A 22,243-nucleotide genomic window follows, 5' to 3' on the forward strand; every position below is an offset into this window, starting at 1 on the left:
CGATCTGAACGAGATTTGACCACTACATTTACGAATTGATTCCCCCAAGAAAATTCGTTCTATTAGTAGTTTTCAAATTTTTCGTTCTGATCGTTCTAATAAAAAGATAAGTTACTTATACAGTCACAGCTGATAATGGATCGCTTCTTGGTACTTTTCAAACAGGGACTGGTTCAATTCATCCCCGCCGTCTAGGTTCGCTGAGTAAAAAATCGGCGGATAGTCGACACCGGCTTCTTTTAGTTTTTGGCAAACTTCAACGATAATCGCATTTAAGATCGTTGCGCCGACTACGGTGGATGTAGGTCCGACTTTTTGTTCTACGTCTGGAATCGTACACGCAGCATCGCCAATCTCCCCATGATTGTCGATGACGATATCCGCCGTTTCAAACAAACGCAAGCCTGATGTATGACGGCTGCTGACTGTTTTCGAATAGGTAAGGTTCGTTAATGCGATGATCTTGACCCCTTTTTCTTTGGCATGAAGCGCCATATCGATGATAACTGGATTTCGCCCAGACACCGAATGCAAGATCAGCACATCGCCTGCTGTAAAGGGCTGGGTCGCCGCCAAGGCACTACCGTAGCCTTCTAAGCGCTCCATTTTACTAGTGAAGGTGATTGGGCTGCGATCAAGCATCAGTTCTCTTCCAAAGATCGCGTTGATCGTCATCATGCCGCCTGCTCGATAATACATCTCTTCGGCTAAGATCCCAGCGTGACTAGCGCCAAAAATGTAGATGGCTTTTTTGGTCAAGTTGGCTTGCGTCAGCAATTCAATGGCTTGCTCAATCGCTGGTGCTTCTTTTTCTTCTACAATAGACAATAGTTCTTTTGCTTTTTCAAAGTATTGAAACATTTAAAACCCTCCAAACAGCTTGCCGATCAATTCACCAAGGATGCCCCATAGAGATAAATCGTTCCCACCGAAAATCAAGATCCAGTTTTGAATCGTCGTTGAGAATAACGCTGCAGAGATCCCAACGAGTGCTACCATAACGACAGAAGCTGTGATCGTACCAATAATGGCCCCTCGCAAGCCCCCTTGTCCTTCACCGATCACCGCAGCACCGCCACATTCAAAGAAGCTGGTGATGACTAAAGGAACGATCAAAATGCCAAAGACGTTGGTGGTATTGGCAATCACCACTAAAATCGTTGAGGTGATCATCGCCACGATAAAGCCGATGATTACAGCATTTGGACGGTAGTTGAACAAGATTGGCACATCAAAAGCTGGTTTTGCTCCAGGAACGACTTTTTCTGCGATCCCTTGAAAGGCGGGAATGATTTGGTTGATCAATAGACGTACCCCATACAACATGATCAATAATCCTGCACCGAAGTTCAAGCCAGCATTAACCGCAAACATCACCAAGTTGCCCCCTTCAGGAACTAATACGGGCGCAATCAGACCGATAACGATATTCATCAAAAACATCACTAACGCGCCAGTAATCGATATTTCACGGAAAAACGATAGATTTTCTGGCACTTTCAAATCTTCCGTCGATTTTTCTTTGTTTCCGACCCGTTTTGCAACAAAGCCTGAAACCAATGACAAGATCCCCGTTGGATGACCGATCAAGAATGAATCATCGCCTGTGGCATCCCACACATATTTACGCATGATCCATGGCATGAAGGACCAGTAACAAGCAGATAGAACCGCCCCTAAGATCAACAGTGGGATTCCGGTAAGTCCGCCTTCAACGCCCCCAGCGACGATGACGAATGGGAACCACCACAACATGTGACCGGTGAGGAAAATCGTCTTCACAGGTGTAAAGCGAGCAATCAATAAATGAATGATCAGGCCGAAAAACATCGCTAAACCAACTGTTCCGCCGTATTCTGCCGTAAAGGTGATGTCAGAGAGTCCATCTGACACAGCAACGCCTAATTGGGTTTGAACCGCAGCATTGATCGGTGCGATCGTTCCCACCAACATGTTTACCCCAGCCGTCAATGCCACCATCCCGAAGGAAGCTGTTAAGGTTCCTTTGACGACTTCTGCGAAGGGCTTTCTTTGTACCAATAACCCAATCATGGCAATGATCCCCAGTAGGACTGGCGGATTTTTTAAAATATAATCCGTGACAAAATTCATGATTATCCCTCTCTTTCAGCTAAAAATTTTTCCATTTGCTGTTTGACTTCTTCTTTATCCATATACTTTTTGATTGGATAAACGGGTGCTTTCACGGATGCTTTTAACTCATTCAATAATTCATTACTCGTAAAATAAACATCTGCTGGTGTCGCTTTTGCCGTTGATAAATCAGTATTCTCGGCAGTTGCCGTCAACCCTAACTCTTTGATCACCTTATCGATCGTCATCTTCAATACCATTGAGCTTCCTACACCAAATCCACATACTGCTAAAATTTTCATATCCTTTTCCTCCTAATGGAATAATTGACAAATTTGTTCCCGATCGCCGTTTAATATCACGTTGTATTTTTCTTCATCCATAAAGATCGCCATGATCTCTTTCAAGCTTTCTAGATGGCTTTCACTATCTGCGGCGGCTAAGACAAGAAATATCCGCACCGGTTTGCCCTCAAGATCGATGGGCTGTTTCGTTACTAAAAGGCTCATACTTTGCTCCAAAACCCCTTCTCCAGGACGGGCATGCATCAGCGCAAAGTAATCCGCCAACACCATGTAAGGACCATTTTCTTCCACGCTTTGAATCATCGCTTCGATGTATTCTGACGTGATCAGCGCTTCATCGAGCAAGGGCTGACTGGCTAATTTTACGGCTGAGCGCCAATCTGCCACTGTCTCATCCGTCTGTATATGCTTCTCAGGCAAATAATCCTTCACTTTCATTCTGATTTAACCTCCAACATTTTTGATAGGAACCATTCTTTGTTTTCGATTCCTTGCATGATCAATTTCATCATTGGTTCCACCTTTTGCGTCTCATCCTCTCGGATCATCAATAAAATAATGATGTCCGCTTTTTGGTTGCCCCATTCTACTGGCTGATCCAAAAGCAGGATCGAGATCGCTGTTTTTTCGACATAATTCGGATTGCCATGAGGGATGGCAAAGCCATTATCTAAATAGGTTGATTGTAGCTGCTCTCTTTCAATGACGGATTGCCGAAACTGCGCTTTTCGTTTTTCATCACTAAAAGGGGTTTGTTCGATCAAAAAATTGATGGCTTCTGTTTTGCTGGCAAATCGCTCGAAAAAGACGGTTGGCTGGATCATCGATTGGGCTTGAAGAAGTAAACCATTTTGATCGACCACCGCCTCATTATCGATGACTAAATCGATGTAGTGATTCATGATCCGCTTCATGTCGCGATTGGTCACCATAGGCGAGATCCGCACCACAGGTTTTTGAATCCCTACGAGATCGATAGTTGAAATAATAAAATCGATCGCCGAAATGTCCATCTGCTTTAATTTTTCTACTGAAACGGTTTCGATACTGTCGATCTCTGGCAGAATGCGACGGATTTTCGCAGAGACAAATGAGCTAGTGCCGACGCCATTGGGGCAGACAAAAATGATTTTGTTCATGCGGCGCATTCGCTCGATTGCTGCTTGAAAATGGATCGTGACAAATCCGATCTCATCATCAGAGATCCCCACTTGATACGCTTTCAAGAAATCATGAAGCGAGAACCAGACCACGCCATACAAGGCAGGATAGTTTTGTTTGATTTCTTCTAACAAAGGGTTGATGACTGTGGTTTGCGCTTCGATCCGCAGCAGTAGTTGATACAGATGGATCGTCACATCTTCTTCCAAACGATTGTCTTGGGTCAAGTCGGTGCCTAAGCCTTCGCTGATCTTTTGAATCAAGTTACGCACTTTTCCCCGAAATACGAAAGGAACTTTTTCACTTTTCATAAAAAATTTCAAGCCGCTACCTACAATTAGGTAGGTTAGATATTGCACTTCTTTTGGTGAAAATTGATAAATGTGTTGTTCTTCGATTTCTTTCAGTAGCTCATAGACTAACGGATATTTGTCGAACTCCAAAAACAGCTTCCCCACTTGGCGGTTTTCTTCAATCACTAAGCTTTCCGCATGACTCGCCCGCTCGATCAGCAGCACGATGGAAAGGACAATACTTTGGATATAGCTGTCGGGCATTTCCACTTGTTTTTCCATTAACGCTCGACGAAAGGCCTGATTTACTTCCTGGTATTTCGCAGGTTCCACCAACAAGGAAAACGCCGCTGGTTGATCCAGCATCATTAAGCAAAAGCGTTTGAGCACTCGATGGATCTGGGATTCACTTCCTTCAAAAAATGTACCTGAATTATCAAATCTCAGACGTAAGCTTTCTTTTTGAAACAGCTCTTTTAAATAAGAAATATCTTTTGCAATACTGCTGCGGGAAACGAAATAATCCTCTGCTAACTGCTGATAGCTGAGGTGCTCGCCAGCAATCAACCGTTTAAAAATCAAAATCCTTCGTTCCGATGTCCCCGAATAATTCATTTTCATACGCTCACCCTCTACATCTATTTTATTGCTACTGTACCAAATTAGAAGGCTAATTGTTAGATTAAAGAATGATTAAAAGGAGTGTACACTTTGATTTTTAAGGCTCCTGAAGGCATTTTATAACAATTTCAAGGCGCTTTTTTTCACAATCTGCCGCCTTTCTCTTATAATTAAGCTAGGATTTATATAGGAGGAGATAACATGAAATGGCGTGGGGGTAGACAAAGCAGCAATGTCGATGATCGAACGGGGCGATCATCTGGCTCAGGTGGGATGTTGGCTGCTGGTGGCGGGATCGGTACGGTGATCATCGCTGTTTTATTTTTCCTGTTTAGCGGTGGTGATTTAAATTCGCTGCCGGATGTCTTGGGTGGCAGCGGACAAGCAGCCAATTACCAGACAGAAAATGTGGGCACCAGTGAGTACACGGAAGAAAAAGAGTTTTCCGCAGTCGTGTTCGGCTATTTAGAAGATTACTGGCAAGACGTTTTTCAAGAGCGGCAAGAAACCTATCAAGACCCAACACTCGTATTATTTACGGGAAGTGTCCAGTCGGCATGCGGCTATGCCACGTCACAGGTTGGTCCGTTTTATTGCCCAGCAGATGAGAATGTGTACCTTGATCTGAGTTTTGCCAATGAGCTTTCTGATAAATATGGCGCAAGCGGCGACTTTGCAATGGCCTATGTCATCGCCCATGAAGTCGGTCATCATGTGCAAAATGAGCTGGGGATCACCCAACAATTGGAAAAAATCCGCCAGCAAGTTTCAGAGAAGGAGTACAACCAGTACAGCGTTCGCTTGGAGTTGCAAGCTGACTAATTAGCTGGTACCTTTGCGAAATATTTGCAAGGCGAAACCTATCAAGGACAGCCGATTTTAGAAGCTGGCGATATTCAAGAAGCGATCACGGCTGCCAATGCCATCGGGGATGATACGCTGCAAAAAGAATACCAAGGCTATGTTGTTCCAGATAGTTTTACGCACGGCACATCGCAGCAGCGCGTGGACTGGTTTAACCGTGGCTATCGTTATGGTGACTTAGCACATGGCGACACCTTCAATGTCGATAGCCTTGATTTGAGCAAGTAGCTTTAACTAAAAAATCACTCCGAAACAGCATGAACCGCCTGCTGCTTCGGAGTGATTTTAGGTTCTTGTTGTCCCTTCAAGCCTTTTGGTGAAGGGATGCTTTACGCTTTCTTAACTTTCGCAATGATTTTTTCGCAAAAACGTGCCTGCTTCGTCATACTTTTTTCACATTTCGAGACTATTATATAAGCATACCAACAAACAACCCTAACACTTTTTCATTTTTACTCCTTTGCCTGTCAGTCCCCGCTGACAGGCTCTTTTTTGTCTTTTGATTGTTGTGCTCAGACCTGCAAGTCTTTGCGCTCGTAACGGTAAAAGGTGCCAAAGAAACACAATACACCGATCAGCAGTACCCATAGGACTGATGTGGCGCCGTTATCCATGAGTTGGACGGGTAATGCCATCCGCACAGGCGAAAGTCCTGCCAGCCATTCCAATTTATCGTAGAGTTCCCCCACGATGCCGAGCAAATACAGCCCGAACACGCAGCCTAAGCCGACACTTGCGGTTTGTTTGCTGGAACGCAAGATCGTGGATAAAAAGAAACCTAGACAGAGGAAGAAGACTAAGACACCATACTCGGCAACGAAGATTTTGCTGATTTCTTCTATAAAAGAGGACAGGTCGTCTCCTGGTAGTTTGAATAGAGCAAACGAGGCCAGACTACTGCCATAGGCAATCAGCCAAAAGCCAGTCAGCAGCAACAATCGGGCGAGGAACTTCCACCCAACGATTTCTCTGCGGCTAATAGGCTGAGCATATAAATACTCGATCGTTCCTTCTGATTCTTCAGTGATCAGACTGTTCAAGCCTAAAAGCATCCCATAAATACACGCGGCGATAAATAAGTATTGAAAGTAGTACCCGAAAAAGCCTGTCGGTGAAACCAAGCTTGAGGGTCCTGTCAGTTGGATGTTAAAGATGCCTAGTAATTCTGGGCTGAAAGAGCCCAACATCTGGTCTAAGGACGTTTTCATTTCTGGCGTGATCATTTGAGGATAGATAGCCGTAAATGCAAAAATGATTGCTGCAAAAAGGATCGTCCAGACCAGCCAGCCTTTGAAGGTATTTTTAAGGTCGATTTTCATTAAAGTCATTTTTGAGAACCTCCTTCATAGAGCAGCATAAATTGCTGTTCAAGGGTTGGGTGTTCGATCGTGAACTCTTTAATGGCAGGATTGGTTAAAAAATGTGCCAGCTGATTCATGTCCCCTTGATAGAAAAAACGCAAGGTGTGTGATTCCTGAGCAAGAACTTGCACGTTTTCCAAGCCGGCTAATGAGAGGCTCCCCTCATTCGTGAGCGTTACAACTTTGCCGAAATTTTCTTCCTCACTCAGTTCTTTCACGGTGATGATCTGTCCTTCACGAATAAAGGCGGTCCGATGGGCATAGGTCTGAATTTCATGCAAATCATGGCTAGATAGAAAAATCGTCATCCCCTGTTTGTTTCTTCTAAGGAGCTCTTCAAACAGCCGTTTTTGAATCAAGGGATCTAAGCCATTGGTCGGTTCATCTAAAATCAACATTCTCGGTTGTGCAATCAAGGCGCTCGCAAGCCCGACTTTTTTCTTGTTGCCCAAAGAAAGTTCTGCGATCGATTTGTTTGGATCAATTTGAAAAAGCTCCATCAAATTCTGAATCTCTTTTTTTGGCTGCTTGACTTGATGAAAATCTGCCGTAAATGCCAGCAATTCTGCTGTCGTCATTTTTGAATAAAACCGTACATCACTGGAAACATATCCAGTAAACGTTTTGATTTCTTTGGCTGCTTGTTGGCAATCTCGTCCAAAAATCGCCGCATGCCCTGCATCCGGTTTAATAAAATTCAACAATACTTTGATGGTCGTTGATTTTCCCGCACCATTTGGTCCGATAAAGCCAAAAATCTCTCCTTCTGCCACTTGCAATGATACATTCTCGATGGCGTACTTCTTGTTGTATTGTTTGCTTAATCCGTTGATCGTAATGGCATCCATCCTGTCCCCTCCTTGTACTGCTTTGATGCCATCAGTGTAGCCTTATTTCGTGTTTCCGTCAATCAAAGATCTAAAAGTGTTCCGCTGGAATGTTTTACGAAAATCATCAAAAGATTGACACACTTCTATTACTTTCTCTTCCGATATTTTTCACATTTTCCCGCTATTATCAATACATACCCACAAACAACCCTAACACTTTTTCATTTTTACTCCTATCCCGCTGGCGGGCTCCTTTTTTTTATCGGCAAAAAAACGCAGACCTAGCAGCAACTGGCTTTAGCAAATGTAGCACTCGCTAAAGTCAATTGACTGACTGTCCTGCGTTTTTTGTCTCGATCATTTATGGGACCGGATGAATCAGAGTTGATTCATCCGTCCCACTTTCATTATTGACAATGAGTCCGTTTTTTTAAGTTTTCATGTGTTGATTTGTTAACGAAACGGATTGTAGAAGCGTCCGCCATTAAGGACCATCAAGAACAATCCAAGCGCCACGATCAAGCAAACGACAGCAATCGCCAAGAGATCTTTGCCTTGGATCGGCTTAGCTTTCAGCCAGGTACGCTGCTTATGCTTGCCAAACCTTCTTAGCTCCATGGCAGCAGAAATATGGTCGATCCGTTCCAAGCTGGAAAAAATCAAAGGAATCGCGATCGCGACATTGCCTGCCACTCGTTTGCGCAAAGGTGCTTTTTTAGAAAGCTCCACGCCCCGTGCTTGCTGCGCTTTGGCAATGGTTCGAAAATCCTCTTGAATATCAGGGATGTAACGCAAAGCCAGTGCGACTGCATAGGCGATCTTGTAGGAAATCCCGATGCGGTTGATACTGGACGCCAACTCGCTTGGATTAGTGGTAAACAGGAAAATCAACCCTGGCGGAATCGTGACAAAATATTTGATCAACAGATTCAACTCATAAAACACTTGCTCTTGGGTCAATGTATACCGACCGATCCCTTCGAAAATCACGTGGCGCGTCCCGTAGATCTCCACCCCGTATTCTGGAGCGAAAAGATAGACCGCCACCAAATTCAAAATCGAAAAGAAGATGATAAATTTTAATACAAAAGCGATATCTCGGTAGCGAATTCCAGCACTGGCAAATAGAAAGACCGAAAACAATGCCAGTCCAATAAGAAAACGCGTATCATAAGAGATCATCCCGATAACGGATAGCAGCAAAAAACAAATCAGTTTTGCGGCACCGCTTAATTGGTGGATCCACGTTTTGCGGTCAAGATAGCCGATTAGATTACTCTCCATCGTGTCCCTCCTTCTCGCTGGCAATGAAGGCAGCAGTAAAAGCGGCGGGATCTGTCAACTGGTTAAGGGTCGCCAGTGTATACAAGCTGGTTTCTTTAAGGTTCGCGGCACTCACCACTTGTTTGTCTGCTAAAACAACTTCTGGCGGTGCGTCCAGCAAAATCGTTCCTTGCGTCAAAACGATCGTCCGCTGTGTATACTCCAACATCAGGTGCATATCGTGGGTGATCATAACAATCGTTAATCCCCGCTGGTTCAACTCCTGTAAAAATTGCATCATTTCGGTGTAATGGCGATAGTCTTGTCCCGCTGTCGGCTCATCCAATAAAATGAGTTCAGGATCTAAGACGAGGATCGCTGCAATGGCGGCTCGGCGTTTTTGCCCATGACTTAGTGCCGACAATGGCCATGAGCGAAACGGATAAAGACCACAAATTTTCAAGGTCTGATGAACTTTTTCTGTGATTTCAGCCTCTGGGACATTTCGGTTGCGCAAGCCTAAGGCAACTTCGTCAAACAGGAAGTTTTTTGACAGCATTTGATTGCTGTTTTGCAAAACATACCCGATTTTTTGCGCTCGTTCTTTGATGGAATCATTGCCCATGTCTGTTCCTTGCCAAAGCAACTTGCCAGAAGTCGGTGTCAAAAAGCCGGTAATCAAATGGGACAAGGTCGATTTTCCTGCGCCATTATGCCCAACCAAACTAATCATTTCTCCTTGATGGATGGTAAAATCCAGTGCCTGCAAGATTGGTTTGCCCACTTGGTAAGAAAACGATAAATTCTTCGCTTCCAACAACGGCGGCTGTTGGCTAGGAAGTGCCGATTTCGGATATTCCTTTTGAAACCTAGTCAGTTTTTCGGCAATCTCAGGTGATGCAAATGCTTCTACCGCGACCAAATCAGCAGCATCGGTCACAGGAACCCCCGCTTTTTTTAAGGCGGCTAAATACAGTGGTTCACGAATGCCGACTTGCTGCAGCATGTCCGTTTTTAATAGTTCATTCGGTGTACTGTCGGCAATGATGCGGCCTTCTTCCATCACGATGATGCGATCGACAGCGGCGGCTAACACTTCTTCTAAGCGATGTTCGATGATGATGGTGGTAAAACGCTTCTCTTGATACAGCTGGTCGATCATTTTGATGGCTTCCACACCTGTTTGCGGATCCAAGTTGGCTAGGGGCTCATCAAACAGTAGAATCGGTGTTTCATCGATCAAAACACCTGCCATTGAAACACGCTGCTTTTGGCCACCCGATAATTCCTGCGGTTTTTTTGCCAAATGATCCATTAAGTCGGTCTTTTCTGCCCAAACGCGCAGCGCCTCCTGCATCACAGCTTGACTACGCTGATCGTTTTCCAAGGAAAACACGATATCTTCTGCTACGGTCAAACCTACAAATTGGCTATCGGTGTCTTGCAGCACCGTGCCAACGGTCAAAGACAGCTCATAGATGGAAGCTTGCCCAAAGGCATTGGTACCGATCGTCAATGCTCCGGTACTACTACCTTCGTCATTTTGCGGGATCAAACCGTTCAAACATTTTCCTAATGTACTTTTGCCAGAACCGCTAGCACCGACGATCAGGACTTTTTCTCCTTCAAAGATCGTTAGATCGATGTTTTTCAAGGTCGGTTCCGCTTGTGCATCATATTGGAAAGAAAAATTCGTAAATTGAATGATTTTTTGTTTCATTTTTTAGCCTTCACACATTTCTTTGTTTAGGATTCCTTGCTCAAGCTGCCTTTTTTGGTTTTGGTTTGGGCATAGGCTTTTAGCAGGATCACTCCGATTATCCCAGTTACGACTGCGTTGGTCAATCCCGCAATGACTCCTTGCGCAAAGACTTTGTTCGCTGGTTCGCCATAGATCAAAATATCACCGATTGGGGCAATGATCACCCAGACGACCAAATTTGCGATCGATTCACCAATCAAGAAGGTCCGAATTTCTTTAGCGCCAAAGGTTCCTTGCTGGATTGGAATCCAACGAGTCAAAAGTCCGAAGAACACACCTAAGATCCCAGAGGCGGCGATCCAAGACCACCACGGACCATAAGTCGTCAAATCTCCTAGGGCATGGCCGATAAAGCCCGCTAAACCAGCAACGATTGGACCGTAGACAACGCCTAATAATGCCAAGAAAGGATAGGCTGTGGCGATATCTGTATTTGGAAAACCAGTTGGAATCGTGACGAAACGTTTTAAGACGAAAAAGACGGCAGCACCGATTCCGATAGCAACAATGTGTTTTACTGTAAATTTTGATTGATTCATTTTTCATTTCTCCTTTTTTTGAGGGTAATTTTCCAATTCGTGCCAGTCCCGATTTTATAGGTTTCAGCAAACGAAGCCAAGTTGAGCCCTAAACCAATATTCAATAGGGAATTGACATATAAGACAGGTTCATTTTCTGACACTTGCGCAAAAGAGCGTCCGAAACGCACTTCTTCTTGATAACGCAGCGTATCTTGGTAATAAATACTGACGAGCAGCGGCTCATTGTACTGTACCTGCCATTGCTTAAAGAACGTATGGGGAATATTCGTCCACAACGAACCAAAACGAATATCAAGAATATCGATCGTGCCAGTGATCGTTTCTGCTGTTTGGCTTGGCTTTTCAATGGCAAAGACTTGGATCGCTTCTTTAGGTTCGGGTGTTCCTAGCTCATCAAAGCTGATGGCGCCACTGGCGAGACGCGCGGCGTTATACATATAAACATCCCGACCATGAAATGTATGGCTTTCGGCTGATCCTGCCAACCGCTCAGTTGCCTCATTGATCACCCGTAGTTCAGTGATTCCGATATAAGTCGCTAAATAGGTCAGTGTACCATTATCTGGTGTCAAAACCAACTGTCCGGTCGCCAACTTGGCAACCACACTTCGTCGATCAGACCCTACGCCAGGATCGACCACTGAAACAAAGACCGTTCCTGCTGGCCAATAGGTGACGCTTTGCAGCAGACGATAGCTGGCATCATGAATGTTGTATGGCTCGATCTCATGAGTCAAATCAGCAATGACCAGCTCCGGTGCCACTTGATAAGCTACCCCGTACATCGCATTAACCGCTCCATCTTGCAAACCAAAATCGGTTTGAACCACTAATTTGTGCATTTTTCTCTCCTCCCAACAACCTTTCTCCTTTTTAACAAAACCTGCGCTTGAAACAGCTGACCGTGCAGACACAAAAAAAGCCCTTAGCCAAAGCTAAGGGCATCACCTGCGGTACCACCTTAATCTGCAAAACCTTCACAGGCTTCACCTCATTCAGTACCCGAAAACACTCGGAGACTGTCGCTTGTTAACGGGGCAACCGTATTTTCCTAATTAGTCAGAAAATCCGCTCCAAAGTCATTTTCAAATCATTCGTTGTCGTTCCTTCCCACCTACCGGAACTCTCTGCTAGACAACTTCCTTGATTCTACTTTCTTTTTCATCGCGTTTGCATTTTGTTTCATTTAAATTATCAAAGCTTGTGCCTTTTGTCAATTCTCTTTTAAGAAAAAATTCAAACAGAAGGCATAATTTGTCAAAAGATTCACGCAATTCCTAAATTTCGCTCGAAAATTCTTCATATTTTCTCGGTATGATACTTGTATACCAACAAACAACCCTAACACTTTTTCATTTTTACTCCTTCCCGCCAGTCCCCGCTGGCGGGCTCCTTTTTGTCTTCTGACTGTTTTACATGGTTTCACTTTTTCTTGGCGATTTCTTCTCAGAATTCTGTTTGATTCGTCAACTTTTTTTCACATTTACACGCTATTATAAATGCATACCAACAAACAACCCTAACACTTTTTCATTTTTACTCCTATCCCGTCAGTCCCCGCTGGCGGGCTCCTTTTTGTCTTCTGATTGTTTTATCTAGTTTCACTTTTTCTTGGCGATTTCTTCTCAGAATTCTGTTTGATTCGTCAATTTTTTTTCACATTTACACGCTATTATAAATGCATACCAACAAACAACCCTAACACTTTTTCATTTTTACTCCTATCCCGCCAGTCCCCGCTGGCGGGCTCCTTTTTGTGAGATTGGACTTGCATTTCTTCCTAGAAAGGATTATCTTTATCTTATGCGGAAGTGGCGGAATGGCAGACGCGCACGCTTCAGGCGCGTGTGAGTTTATCTCGTGTGGGTTCAACTCCCATCTTCCGCATTTAGCAGTTCAGCTTTCTGAACTGCTTTTTTTGTTGCAAAAAGCGCATGTTCATCGAATAAACATGCGCTCTTCATTCAGCTATTTTTCTCCTTATTCACTGACATAGGCGGTGCGGAAAAAGAAATGCGCGCCATAGGCTGGGAATTGGATGTCTTTTACATTTGATTTGATCAGATAATTTGAAGCACTCTGGTATAGAGGGACTTGCGCAGCATCTTGTTCCAACAAAATTTCTTCTGCCGCTTTGTAATCTTCAAAATATTGATCGGGGTCATTGGCATGAACGGTGCGCGCATCTTCCGTCAATGCCGTATATTCTTCGTTGACATAGCCGCCGTAGTTAAAGGAAGCGCCATTTTTGTATAAGATAAAGAACATATCCATGTCACTACTTCCAGCGATCCAGCCAGAAACGGAAAGCTCGTAATCACTATTTGCTCTTGATTGATTCAAGCTGGCACGTGGCTGTTTGTTGATGGAGATCGACAAGCCTGGCAAGTTTTCTTGCAGTTGGCTTTGCAAGTACTCCCCGATTTTTTGACCATTGTCATCATCTGTCACTAATAAACGCAACGTCGTACTTTCGCCAATTTCCGCTTGGGCTTTTTCCCACTCTTCCTTGGCCGCCTCTAAATCATACAAGTTGTAATCACCGCTATATGCTCGAAAATCTTCGCCAGTATTTGGATTCGTAGCTAAGCCGGTGGGGACCAGCCCGTTTAAAACTTTCGCTCCATCGTTCAACACATTATCCACGAGACTTTCTTTGTCGATCGCCAACGCGATCGCTTTACGCACATGAACATTTGCCAAGGCATCGTTGGCCGTTTTGTTAAAGTCTAAGAAAAAGTTCGCAACATCATTTTGCGTAACTAGCTCTTCATTGTCTCCATATTGTTGAACATAGATCCCACTGATTTTTTGCAAATCAAGGTCGCCGCTTTCAAACAATTGGATCCCAGTATTTTCTTCTTTGATGGTGGAGCCTTTGATCTCCTCCAATTGAACGACATCAGCATCATAGTATTGGTCATTTTTCACCAATGTCCACTCATCCCCAGTCTGTTGCCAATCGGTCAAGGTAAAGGGACCAGAATACAGCAAATCTTCACTTGTACGAGCATAGGTATCACCTTTTTCTTCAACAAAGGCTTGGTTTTGCGGTGCCAACCAGCCGATGGAAATCAAGGATAAAAAGGATGGCTGTGGCTGCTCCAACTGCACGATAAAGGTCGCGTCATCTGGGGTCTCCAGACCAATCGTTTCTATATCAGCATTGCCTTCACGAATGTCTTTACTATTAACTACATTATCTAACAAATAGGCGTTAGGTCCCATCGTTGCTGGATCGACTAACTTTTTCCACGCATAAGCAAAGTCAGCTGAAGTGATCGCTTCGCCATTGCTCCACTTCGCATCCTCTCGCAAGGTAAAGGTATAGGTTTTGCCATCTTCACTGATTTCGACTCCTTCTGCCAAGCCCGGAACTGGTTCACTGTTTTCATCGAAACGGTAAAGCCCTTCGAATAAATGTTGAACGATGGTAAATGTTGCTTTATCCGTCGTTTGAGTCGTATCGAGAGTCGTCAGCTCAGCCGGTAGACTCACCGCAATCGCTTGATTCGGCGCTCCGTTAGTTTCAGCCTCTGATCCCTCGGTATTTCCTGTTGTCGTGCAGCCGGAAAGGGTCAACCCAATCACTCCTGCTGCAACCAATAAACGCTTCTTCCAGATCATTTCCATTCTTCCTCCTATGTGATTGCGCAACCAACGCAAGTGTTTTTCATGACGGCAAAAAACGCATTCATCGATAAAAAGAAAAAACCTCATCCCTTTGCTTATCAATTTTGACAAACAAAGGGACGAGATTTTCGTGTTACCACCCTTTTTCGCACCATCCTCACAAATGGCACCTCAACAGTACGCTAAGATACTTGGCACGATAACGGCTGCTTTCCGTCTGATTTGCGTGAACAAATCAGATCACTCAGAGCTCATCTTCACTTTTTTTCTGCTGCCCTTTCTCACCATCCGGGTTCTCTTCTAACAGATTCCAAAGCTACTCTTCTCTTCATCGTCTTTCTTTTTATCTAAAAAACAGGTAAATGACGTTTTTTTGTCTATTTCATGATTGTTATAAAGTATACTATTGGTGTTTTTGGAAGTCAACAAGAATTGCGAATATTCAGTTTTTTATGATTTTTCTGGCAGACCTTTTTTTGCATCTTGCTTGCCTTTCATCACGTTCTTCTCTAGGATAAGAACTAGATAAGCTGTTCTCATTTGTAAAAAGGAGTGTGCCAAAATGAAATTAGCAGAAGCGTTACTTTTAAGACGGGATTTGAACAATCGTCTGTTTCAATTACGTAACGAGATCTCTAGCAGTGTGTTAGTCCAAGAAGGCGATACCTTGGATCGTAGTATCACAGAATTGTTCAAGGAATACGATGAGATCAATCAACAATATTCAGAATTAGTCGTTGCCATCAATCGGAAAAATGCGACTGCCTCTTTAGCAGATAGTGCGTTATTGCTGATGGAAGCACTAGAACAGCGAGAACAGCTGCGCCGCAAGCATGCACTGCTAACGCAAGCACTGGATGAAACCAAAGCAGCTCCCCGAATAGGTCGCAACGAAATTCGACTGGTGCGTACGATCGATATAAAAACGCTAACGGAGCAATTGAATGCGACCGCCAAGCAGCTGCGAGAATTAGATGGAAAGATCCAACAAACCAACTGGCTGGTCGATCTTTAATCAATATGGGTGGGTGTCAAAGGCGAGCACAAAGCAGGTACAGGCTGATATGTACACTATGGAACGTCTGGCAGAGACGTAAACGTAACAACCACTGCTTACGAATCACAATCGTAACAATCACATTGTATTTTTTAGCGACCACGTGCTGATTTGACTGGATGGGAAAAACCCTCTTCTTTTTTGAGAAGAGGGTTGTTTTTATCGTATCCAGTCGTACATGGAGGCGGCTCTTTTACTGCGAAGCCTGCTGCTTGTTACTCACAGCGGAAGGACGCGCCAGAAACGCTTGCCCTTTCTCACTGCTCCAAAACTCCTTCATCAATGCCGTCAATCCCTCTTTGGTTTGATTGGCACCAAAGAAAGGACTGCCGGGTTCCAACATGATGCCATTAGCTAAAGCACCGATAGGAAAGGGATCAAAGCCGAAGGCAGAAACGATTTCTGCTGTCTGATCGAGGGCGGTTTGGTCATCACCAGCAATGGCGATGGCTTTTTTGGCAGTTCCTTGAGCAGACGTTCTCGTCAGCAAAGATTCCTCTTGGATGTCGTGGTACCCCATATGATTGAATCCTTTGACTACTTTACTTTGGGAAAAATAGCGTTGCACACGTTCCGAAGAAGTCTGCTCGATGGATGAGTATTCTGTTTCTTTGCCATCGACTTCCCACCAATAATTCATGGCATCGATTATTAGCTTGCCAGCCAAAGCTTCTGCTGGTAGCTGTTGGTACTTACTCAACGGAATTGCCAAAAGGATCGTTTGGGCTTCTGTCATCACTTCAGCGGCATTTTTTGCGATCGCTCCCGGAGCCAACACAGAAACGGACAAGGCGATTTTTTCTGCTGGCTTCGTACTAGCGATCAAGACCCGATAGCCCGCCTTGGCACCAAGATTTGCGAGTGCTAAGCCTAACTTGCCTGCGCCTAAAATACCGATGGTTTTAGGCATTGCTATCACCTGCTGCCAACAATTCTTTCACCCGTGGAATCACTTTGGTTCCATACAATTCAATCGTTTTGAAACGGTCTTTTTGCAGCTGTCCGCCAGTACCGTAAACCAGATCAAAGCGTTCTACACCGACTTGCGGCATCATACGGGCGATTTTTTGCGCCACGGTTTCTGGACTGCCTACATAGTAAGAACCATGTTCGACTTCAAAGTCAAAGCGCTCTTTGCTCATGGCTGGCCAGCCGCGATCAAGACCGATTTTGTCCATGCTCTTTTTGATGTAGTTCCAGCCGATTTCATAGGCTTCTTCGTCGGTGTCGGCGATCACACCATGGGAGTGCATGCCGATTGGCAAAATCGGTTGCCCCAATTGCTGCGCTGCCTTTTTATACAGATCAACATACGGCGCAAAACGAGCAGGTTCGCCACCGATGATCGCTAACATAACGGGAAACCCATAACGGACGGCACGAATGATCGATTCAGGGGTTCCACCGACACCCACATAGGTATCTAATTGGTGTCCCTCGATTTTTGGAAAAACGTCGGCATTTTTTAAGGATTGCGTGAACTTGCCTTCCCAAGTTAATGGTTTGCCTTTTCTCAATTCACTGAACATCGCTGTTTTTTCTTCAAATAGTTCTTCATAATCTTGCAAGTCATAGCCGAATAGAGGGAATGATTCAGTAAAAGATCCTCGTCCCAGCATGATTTGTGCACGACCGTTCGACAACGCGTCAACGGTCGCAAACCGTTCGTAGACCCGCACGGGATCATCCGAACTCAAGACAGTTACACCGGTACCTAATTTGATGGTTTTGGTAACCATCGCTAAAGCCGCTAGTACCGTATCAGGACTTGAGATCGAATATTCTTCCCGATGGTGCTCCCCTAAGGCAATGACATCGATGCCGACTTCATCGGCTAATTTTCCTTCTGCCACGATATTGCGCAACGATTCGCTGTAACTGATCCGTTCTTTCGTTGTATCATCAAAGGCTAGATCGCCAAACGTATCTAACCCAAATTCAAGATTTCTGTGATTGATGGTCATTTTCTTTTCCTCATTTCTCATTACTGATTCTCTGTTCTCACTATAACAAGGAACAAAAAAAGTTGCGAACAATATGCTTACTTTTTGTAAGTTATCGATTTTAAAGCAAAAAAACACTTTCCCGAACAAAAATTCAGGAAAGTGTTTGGTCTTTAAAGATAGATCCCTTTACTATGGAGATTCACTAAGCATTCTTCCAAGTATGCTTCATCATGTTCTGGATAGATCGGCGTAGTCAAAGGAACAGCTTGAACGGAGGGTTCCAGCGGCAGATTTTTGCCACGATACGCTGGATCGTACCATTCAGGTGCTGGCCGATAGCCTCGATAGGTCATTTCATCCAGCACTAACTGATGGTATTGAAACAATTTATAGGGCGGATGGGTAAAAACGTAATCGACGGTTGCGTGCTTCTTGCCCCAGCCTAGCCCCCGCAAGGCTGCTGCTTCACGATGCTGGCCTAACAGCTGCTGCCGAGGCAAAGCAGGTATCAGCGCTTCATGCCATAAGCGCATCGGTTCAGCCTCCTTTATTCTGCGTCTTGGCTGATGAAATTGTCTTGGTTTTCAATAACGATCTTGCCGACTGCATGGTGTGTCTCACTCAATGCGTGGGCATCGTAAATTCCTTGTGCTGTCAATGGGAAGGTTGCACCGATGACACTGTTGACTTTTTCTGCTTCGATCAGCTCTGTCAATTCTGCCAATTGTTTGCCGTTGGTTCGTAACCAAACTGCTTTGGCGAAGATGTCTTTTTCTTTTGCCAAGTCTTCGTCTTCAATACTCAAAATCGAGATCAGACGGCCCTTAGGTTTTAAGACAGTGAAACTTTTCTTCTGGGTGTCGCCCCCCATCGTATCAAAGACCAAATCGATGTCTTGCAAGACTTCTTCAAAATCTGTCGTGTGGTAATCGATGATCTCATCGGCACCAAGTTTTTGCAATAACTCATGGTTACGTGGACTAGCCGTCGTGATGACGTAAGCGCCAACTGCTTTGGCCAGTTGGATCGCATAGGTACCAACTCCGCCTGCTCCGGCATGGATCAAGACTTTTTCCCCTTCTTTTAAACGACCGTGTTCAAACAACGCTTGGTAAGCAGTCAAACCAGCTAATGGCACTGCAGCTGCTTCTGCGTAGTTTTGGTTTTCTGGTTTAATCGCTGCTAACTCAGCATCCACGATGGCATAATCAGCATACGTCCCAAAACGAGTCGTTTCAGGGCGGGCATAGATTGCATCACCAACTTTGAATTCTGTCACGTCAGCGCCTATTTCTACGATATCCCCTGCGACATCCCAGCCTAAAATAATTGGGAAGTCCCATGGAAACATTTGTTTCAAATAGCCTTCTCTTAATTTCCAATCGATTGGGTTGATGGATGTTGCGGCAACTTTGACTAATAATTGATTTGCTTTTAATTCTGGTAATTGGACCGTTGCTTCTTTTAATTGGTCTTTTCCACCATAGGCTTCAATAACGACAGCACGTGTTTCCATTGATGCTTCACTCCTTACATTCATTCTTCATCAAAGAGAGGTTCCTGTTTTTCCATCCCTTGATTTCTCACTTCCCTAGCTTAGGCAAAAGGAAGAAATTTGACAAATGATATGTTTGGAAACTGCCGCAGCCACCTGGCCGTTCCTCCTGCTAAGCCTTGAAGGAAACGGGTTTATTTTTTCTTCATTTTTTTATTGCCTTTTCTTTAAAAATCAATTACGCTACTCAAGAAATACGAAATTGTAAAGAAAGAAGGAATTGATGAATTGAAAAGGTTGTGGGTATTTTTTGGCGGTGTGATCGGCATCACCGCATTGCTGTTTTTCGGTGCTTCGGTGTTAACGAAAGAATCGGGGGCAGCAACGTCGTCCGACAAAAATACAGTGATTATTTACAATTGGGGCGAATATATTGACCCCGAATTGATCAAAACATTCGAAACTGAGACTGGTTACTCAGTGATTTATAATACATTTGACTCCAACGAAGCGATGGAAACAAAAATCAAACAAGGCGGCTCACGCTATGATTTGGTTTTCCCTAGCGAATCGATCATTCCGAAAATGATCGAAGAAGGACTGTTAGTGCCTTTAGATCATCAGAAATTGACGGGAACGGAAGATCTGTCGCCTTTTTTGATGGATCAAGCCTTTGATCCAAACAATACCTATTCGATCCCCTATTTTTGGGGCACGATCGGGATCATGGCAAATACTGAAGAAGTCGATGTTTCTTCGATCCATGGCTGGGGGGATTTATGGAACCCTGCATTTAAAAATGATGTATTGATGGTGGATGGTGCTCGCGAAACCTTAGGAATCGCGTTACAGACGCTCGGTCTTTCCCAAAATGAAAAAGACCCGACCAAAGTCGCCAAAGCCTTGAAGAAGCTGGAAAGTATCCGCCCCAACGTCAAAGCAGTTTTGACCGACGAGATCAAAACCTTGATGATCAACAACGATGCCCCTTTAGGAATCGGGTATTCGGGCGATGCCGCTTATGTGATGGCGGAAAATCCTGCCGTCACCTATATCGTTCCCAATGATGGCGGTGCGATTTGGACAGACAATTTTGCGATCCCGAAAACCGTTGGCAATCTTGAGGGAGCCTACGCCTTCATCAATTTTATGCTGCGCCCAGAAAATGCCGCACAAAATGCCGAATACGTGGGCTACGCCACGCCGAGTGAAACGGCCAAAGCCATGCTACCAGTAGAACTTACTGCTGACAAGGCTTTCTACCCTGAGCCAAGTGCGATGGAACAAATGGAACATTATGAATACTTAGGAAAAGAAGCGGTTGAGCTTTATAACGACCTTTTCCTTGAATGGAAGTTGGGATTATAATTGTCACTATTACTAAAATCTGAACACATCTTTGATACCAAAACGAAAACGACTTTTGCGGGCTTTCTCCTGATAGAAGACCAGAAAATCACGGCTGTGGGTCCTCTTTCAGCGCTGCCAACACTTGCTGAAGACACCCAGGTCATTGATCTCAAAGAACAAATGATCATCCCGGGCTTTATTGATGCTCATGTTCATTTTTATCTTTCCGCATTACTCCATCAAGGGGCACTGACCCATCTTACGGGAGTGACAGAAGAAGCCGTTGCCCAGCAAGTGCCCGCGCTGCCCATCACACATGGATGGAAAATCGGCATCGGCTGGTTCAGCAGTGATTTCGGTCAGCAAGTCTACCCAACGAAAGATTCGATCGACAACTATTGTGCCGACACGCCTGTCATGCTGATTTCCGGTGATGCCCACAGCATTTGGTTAAATAGCCAAGGGATCGCTGCTTTAGGGATCACACCTGAGAACTTGCCAACGGGGATCAGCGGGGAGGCATTGCTTGACGAAAACAGCGGACAATTAAGCGGCTGCTTTTTAGAAGCGATCGCCATTCATTATTTAGCAGAGGTCTTACAGTCATTCCAAGCGCAAAGCTCTGCTGCTTTTCTGACCTATATGAAACAGCTCAATCAATACGGCATCACGACGATCGGCGATGTTGCCTTGACAGGAGAAAGCTGGGACGATTTGGTCTACCCCAATCTTTATCGACAAACGGAAGCAGAAGCGACCTTGCGCGCTGTCTTTTATCCAGCCATGCGAGAAGACATCACGCAACTAAAAGAAACTTACCGTACGTATCGCTCCGAAAAAGTACAAATGGGCGGCGTCAAACAATTTTTTGACGGCGTGACGAGTACGCACACGGCTTTTTTAAAAGCGGAATATGAAACACCGTATTTTGCTGGTGATGTCGGGATGCCGTTGATCGATGTTCAACGGATGCGCCGCTTTATATTACAAGCTAACCAGCAAGACTGGCCGATGCGCATCCATACCATCGGTGATGAAGCGATTCGACAAGCACTCCTCTTTTATCAAGAAAGTGCTGCTGCTCACCCGCTTTCTAAAGGCAAAGCCAATACCTTGGAACACTTGGAAGTGATGGATGCCGCCGATTTGCCACTAGTTCGCCAAGAACAACTAGTACTCTCCGTACAGCCTAGCCATCTATTAGTCGGTTATGAGACCCTCGATGAAGAAGTAGGACCTCAGCGTGCCAGTCAAATGTTTCCTTTTCAATCCTTTCTAGAGCAAGGTGCCACCTTGGCTTTTGGGACTGATACGCCGGTCGTGATCGACGTGACCCCTTTAGACTCGCTGTATTATGCGGTTGCTCGGCAAGAAAAAAATGGCCAGCCAGCAGGCGGATTGATGCCACAGGAAAAAATCACCATCGCCGATGCCCTCTATGCCCACACCGCAGGCGCCGCCAAAGCCTTGAGTCGGCAAGATATCGGTCAATTAGAAGTTGGCTGTTTAGCCGATCTTTGTATTTTGTCACAAAACATCTTGCCTTTAACTGCCGAAGAATTGCTTCAAACGACCGTTGAAGCCACCGTATTTGATGGACGATTTGTTTATTGGGGCAACTAACATGAACCCCTGATATGGACCACGCGTGTTTTACGCGTGGTTT

General features: G+C 44.7%; 19 protein-coding genes, 1 tRNA gene, 1 pseudogene and 1 other annotated feature. Of the genes and pseudogenes, 5 read left to right on the forward strand and 16 right to left on the reverse strand.

What is annotated here, in order from left to right:
* Positions 1 to 123: 123 nt before the first annotated feature.
* Genes IGI86_RS11815 through IGI86_RS11835 form a run of 5 tightly spaced genes read right to left on the reverse strand, consistent with a single transcriptional unit; the run spans position 124 to position 4,474 of the window.
* Positions 124 to 861 (reverse strand): SIS domain-containing protein, encoded by a 738-nt coding sequence (locus IGI86_RS11815; RefSeq protein ID WP_005234557.1) that lies wholly within the window; start codon positions 859 to 861, stop codon positions 124 to 126.
* The gene (locus tag IGI86_RS11820) at positions 862 to 2,112 is read right to left on the reverse strand and encodes a PTS ascorbate transporter subunit IIC (protein ID WP_218193353.1); all 1,251 of its coding nucleotides are present in this window, start codon (positions 2,110 to 2,112) and stop codon (positions 862 to 864) included.
* A 2-nt stretch (positions 2,113 to 2,114) separates the two neighbouring features.
* A complete protein-coding gene (locus IGI86_RS11825; RefSeq protein ID WP_005225413.1) occupies positions 2,115 to 2,396 on the reverse strand; it encodes a PTS sugar transporter subunit IIB in 282 nt (93 codons plus the stop codon).
* Positions 2,397 to 2,408: 12 nt separating this feature from the next.
* Positions 2,409 to 2,837 carry a PTS sugar transporter subunit IIA gene (locus tag IGI86_RS11830; RefSeq protein ID WP_005234553.1) on the reverse strand — a complete coding sequence of 143 codons (429 nt, stop codon included), beginning with the start codon at positions 2,835 to 2,837 and terminating at the stop codon, positions 2,409 to 2,411.
* On the reverse strand, positions 2,834 to 4,474 hold the full coding sequence (locus IGI86_RS11835; protein WP_086297632.1) for a BglG family transcription antiterminator: 1,641 nt from the start codon (positions 4,472 to 4,474) through the stop codon (positions 2,834 to 2,836). Before IGI86_RS11835 ends, IGI86_RS11830 begins: the two co-directional genes overlap by 4 nt.
* Before the next feature lie 201 nt (positions 4,475 to 4,675).
* On the opposite strand from IGI86_RS11835, the pseudogene ypfJ reads away from it, so the two are divergent.
* A pseudogene (ypfJ, locus tag IGI86_RS11840) lies at positions 4,676 to 5,566 on the forward strand (KPN_02809 family neutral zinc metallopeptidase).
* Between the two features lie 284 nt (positions 5,567 to 5,850).
* On the opposite strand, the gene IGI86_RS11845 reads toward ypfJ, so the two are convergent.
* From IGI86_RS11845 to IGI86_RS11870, 6 genes are all read right to left on the reverse strand, one after another.
* Positions 5,851 to 6,666, reverse strand: a complete 816-nt coding sequence (locus tag IGI86_RS11845; RefSeq protein WP_244732254.1) for an ABC transporter permease subunit — start codon at positions 6,664 to 6,666, stop codon at positions 5,851 to 5,853.
* The gene (locus tag IGI86_RS11850) at positions 6,663 to 7,547 is read right to left on the reverse strand and encodes an ABC transporter ATP-binding protein (RefSeq protein ID WP_016621435.1); all 885 of its coding nucleotides are present in this window, start codon (positions 7,545 to 7,547) and stop codon (positions 6,663 to 6,665) included. Before IGI86_RS11850 ends, IGI86_RS11845 begins: the two co-directional genes overlap by 4 nt.
* A gap of 435 nt (positions 7,548 to 7,982) precedes the next feature.
* Positions 7,983 to 8,813 (reverse strand): energy-coupling factor transporter transmembrane component T family protein, encoded by an 831-nt coding sequence (locus tag IGI86_RS11855; RefSeq protein ID WP_005234547.1) that lies wholly within the window; start codon positions 8,811 to 8,813, stop codon positions 7,983 to 7,985.
* Positions 8,803 to 10,512: an ABC transporter ATP-binding protein gene (locus IGI86_RS11860; protein WP_430617314.1), complete on the reverse strand. Its 1,710-nt coding sequence runs from the start codon at positions 10,510 to 10,512 to the stop codon at positions 8,803 to 8,805. Before IGI86_RS11860 ends, IGI86_RS11855 begins: the two co-directional genes overlap by 11 nt.
* Before the next feature lie 26 nt (positions 10,513 to 10,538).
* Positions 10,539 to 11,093 carry an ECF-type riboflavin transporter substrate-binding protein gene (locus tag IGI86_RS11865; protein WP_005234545.1) on the reverse strand — a complete coding sequence of 185 codons (555 nt, stop codon included), beginning with the start codon at positions 11,091 to 11,093 and terminating at the stop codon, positions 10,539 to 10,541.
* A complete protein-coding gene (locus IGI86_RS11870) occupies positions 11,090 to 11,938 on the reverse strand; it encodes an SAM hydrolase/SAM-dependent halogenase family protein (RefSeq protein ID WP_042890452.1) in 849 nt (282 codons plus the stop codon). The genes IGI86_RS11865 and IGI86_RS11870 overlap by 4 nt, the downstream gene beginning before the upstream one ends.
* Before the next feature lie 92 nt (positions 11,939 to 12,030).
* Positions 12,031 to 12,270 (reverse strand) — a binding site (T-box leader).
* Positions 12,271 to 12,901: 631 nt separating this feature from the next.
* Here IGI86_RS11870 and IGI86_RS11875 point away from each other — a divergent pair.
* Positions 12,902 to 12,983, forward strand: a tRNA-Leu gene (locus tag IGI86_RS11875).
* A gap of 93 nt (positions 12,984 to 13,076) precedes the next feature.
* Here the strand turns inward: IGI86_RS11875 and IGI86_RS11880 are convergent.
* Positions 13,077 to 14,729 carry a peptide ABC transporter substrate-binding protein gene (locus tag IGI86_RS11880; RefSeq protein ID WP_086373195.1) on the reverse strand — a complete coding sequence of 551 codons (1,653 nt, stop codon included), beginning with the start codon at positions 14,727 to 14,729 and terminating at the stop codon, positions 13,077 to 13,079.
* Positions 14,730 to 15,291: 562 nt separating this feature from the next.
* Here IGI86_RS11880 and IGI86_RS11885 point away from each other — a divergent pair.
* Complete coding sequence (locus tag IGI86_RS11885; protein ID WP_430617315.1) at positions 15,292 to 15,744, forward strand: DIP1984 family protein; 453 nt, start codon at positions 15,292 to 15,294, stop codon at positions 15,742 to 15,744.
* Positions 15,745 to 15,979: 235 nt separating this feature from the next.
* Here IGI86_RS11885 and IGI86_RS11890 read toward each other — a convergent pair whose 3' ends face one another.
* The 4 genes from IGI86_RS11890 to IGI86_RS11905 form a co-directional block, all read right to left on the reverse strand.
* Complete coding sequence (locus IGI86_RS11890) at positions 15,980 to 16,696, reverse strand: NADPH-dependent F420 reductase (RefSeq protein ID WP_430617316.1); 717 nt, start codon at positions 16,694 to 16,696, stop codon at positions 15,980 to 15,982.
* A complete protein-coding gene (locus IGI86_RS11895; RefSeq protein ID WP_087627089.1) occupies positions 16,689 to 17,750 on the reverse strand; it encodes an LLM class flavin-dependent oxidoreductase in 1,062 nt (353 codons plus the stop codon). The genes IGI86_RS11890 and IGI86_RS11895 overlap by 8 nt, the downstream gene beginning before the upstream one ends.
* A 152-nt stretch (positions 17,751 to 17,902) precedes the next feature.
* Positions 17,903 to 18,265 (reverse strand): TIGR02328 family protein, encoded by a 363-nt coding sequence (locus IGI86_RS11900; protein WP_010747697.1) that lies wholly within the window; start codon positions 18,263 to 18,265, stop codon positions 17,903 to 17,905.
* A 14-nt stretch (positions 18,266 to 18,279) separates the two neighbouring features.
* Complete coding sequence (locus IGI86_RS11905) at positions 18,280 to 19,248, reverse strand: NADP-dependent oxidoreductase (RefSeq protein WP_034878421.1); 969 nt, start codon at positions 19,246 to 19,248, stop codon at positions 18,280 to 18,282.
* Between the two features lie 267 nt (positions 19,249 to 19,515).
* Between IGI86_RS11905 and IGI86_RS11910 the strand changes: the two genes are divergently transcribed.
* Together IGI86_RS11910 and IGI86_RS11915 are read left to right on the forward strand one after the other, a co-directional pair.
* Positions 19,516 to 20,595 carry an ABC transporter substrate-binding protein gene (locus tag IGI86_RS11910; RefSeq protein ID WP_087664999.1) on the forward strand — a complete coding sequence of 360 codons (1,080 nt, stop codon included), beginning with the start codon at positions 19,516 to 19,518 and terminating at the stop codon, positions 20,593 to 20,595.
* Positions 20,596 to 22,200 carry an amidohydrolase gene (locus IGI86_RS11915; protein WP_008379171.1) on the forward strand — a complete coding sequence of 535 codons (1,605 nt, stop codon included), beginning with the start codon at positions 20,596 to 20,598 and terminating at the stop codon, positions 22,198 to 22,200. It begins immediately after the preceding gene.
* The last annotated feature ends 43 nt before the right edge of the window (positions 22,201 to 22,243 follow it).

The sequence above is a fragment of the Enterococcus sp. AZ188 genome (assembly GCF_050544075.1).
Classification (GTDB): domain Bacteria; phylum Bacillota; class Bacilli; order Lactobacillales; family Enterococcaceae; genus Enterococcus_D; species Enterococcus_D entomosocium.

What these genes read in the sequence shown, in the direction of transcription:
- IGI86_RS11900 (WP_010747697.1), bottom strand. Translation starts at nt 18,265, where the DNA reads ATGCGCTTATGGCATGAAGCGCTGATACCTGCTTTGCCTCGGCAGCAG.
- IGI86_RS11880 (WP_086373195.1), bottom strand. Translation starts at nt 14,729, where the DNA reads ATGGAAATGATCTGGAAGAAGCGTTTATTGGTTGCAGCAGGAGTGATT.
- IGI86_RS11860 (WP_430617314.1), bottom strand. Translation starts at nt 10,512, where the DNA reads ATGAAACAAAAAATCATTCAATTTACGAATTTTTCTTTCCAATATGAT.
- IGI86_RS11835 (WP_086297632.1), bottom strand. Translation starts at nt 4,474, where the DNA reads ATGAAAATGAATTATTCGGGGACATCGGAACGAAGGATTTTGATTTTT.
- IGI86_RS11870 (WP_042890452.1), bottom strand. Translation starts at nt 11,938, where the DNA reads ATGCACAAATTAGTGGTTCAAACCGATTTTGGTTTGCAAGATGGAGCG.
- IGI86_RS11825 (WP_005225413.1), bottom strand. Translation starts at nt 2,396, where the DNA reads ATGAAAATTTTAGCAGTATGTGGATTTGGTGTAGGAAGCTCAATGGTA.
- IGI86_RS11865 (WP_005234545.1), bottom strand. Translation starts at nt 11,093, where the DNA reads ATGAATCAATCAAAATTTACAGTAAAACACATTGTTGCTATCGGAATC.
- IGI86_RS11850 (WP_016621435.1), bottom strand. Translation starts at nt 7,547, where the DNA reads ATGGATGCCATTACGATCAACGGATTAAGCAAACAATACAACAAGAAG.
- IGI86_RS11830 (WP_005234553.1), bottom strand. Translation starts at nt 2,837, where the DNA reads ATGAAAGTGAAGGATTATTTGCCTGAGAAGCATATACAGACGGATGAG.
- IGI86_RS11855 (WP_005234547.1), bottom strand. Translation starts at nt 8,813, where the DNA reads ATGGAGAGTAATCTAATCGGCTATCTTGACCGCAAAACGTGGATCCAC.
- IGI86_RS11820 (WP_218193353.1), bottom strand. Translation starts at nt 2,112, where the DNA reads ATGAATTTTGTCACGGATTATATTTTAAAAAATCCGCCAGTCCTACTG.
- IGI86_RS11885 (WP_430617315.1), top strand. Translation starts at nt 15,292, where the DNA reads ATGAAATTAGCAGAAGCGTTACTTTTAAGACGGGATTTGAACAATCGT.
- IGI86_RS11905 (WP_034878421.1), bottom strand. Translation starts at nt 19,248, where the DNA reads ATGGAAACACGTGCTGTCGTTATTGAAGCCTATGGTGGAAAAGACCAA.
- IGI86_RS11895 (WP_087627089.1), bottom strand. Translation starts at nt 17,750, where the DNA reads ATGACCATCAATCACAGAAATCTTGAATTTGGGTTAGATACGTTTGGC.
- IGI86_RS11815 (WP_005234557.1), bottom strand. Translation starts at nt 861, where the DNA reads ATGTTTCAATACTTTGAAAAAGCAAAAGAACTATTGTCTATTGTAGAA.
- IGI86_RS11890 (WP_430617316.1), bottom strand. Translation starts at nt 16,696, where the DNA reads ATGCCTAAAACCATCGGTATTTTAGGCGCAGGCAAGTTAGGCTTAGCA.
- IGI86_RS11845 (WP_244732254.1), bottom strand. Translation starts at nt 6,666, where the DNA reads ATGACTTTAATGAAAATCGACCTTAAAAATACCTTCAAAGGCTGGCTG.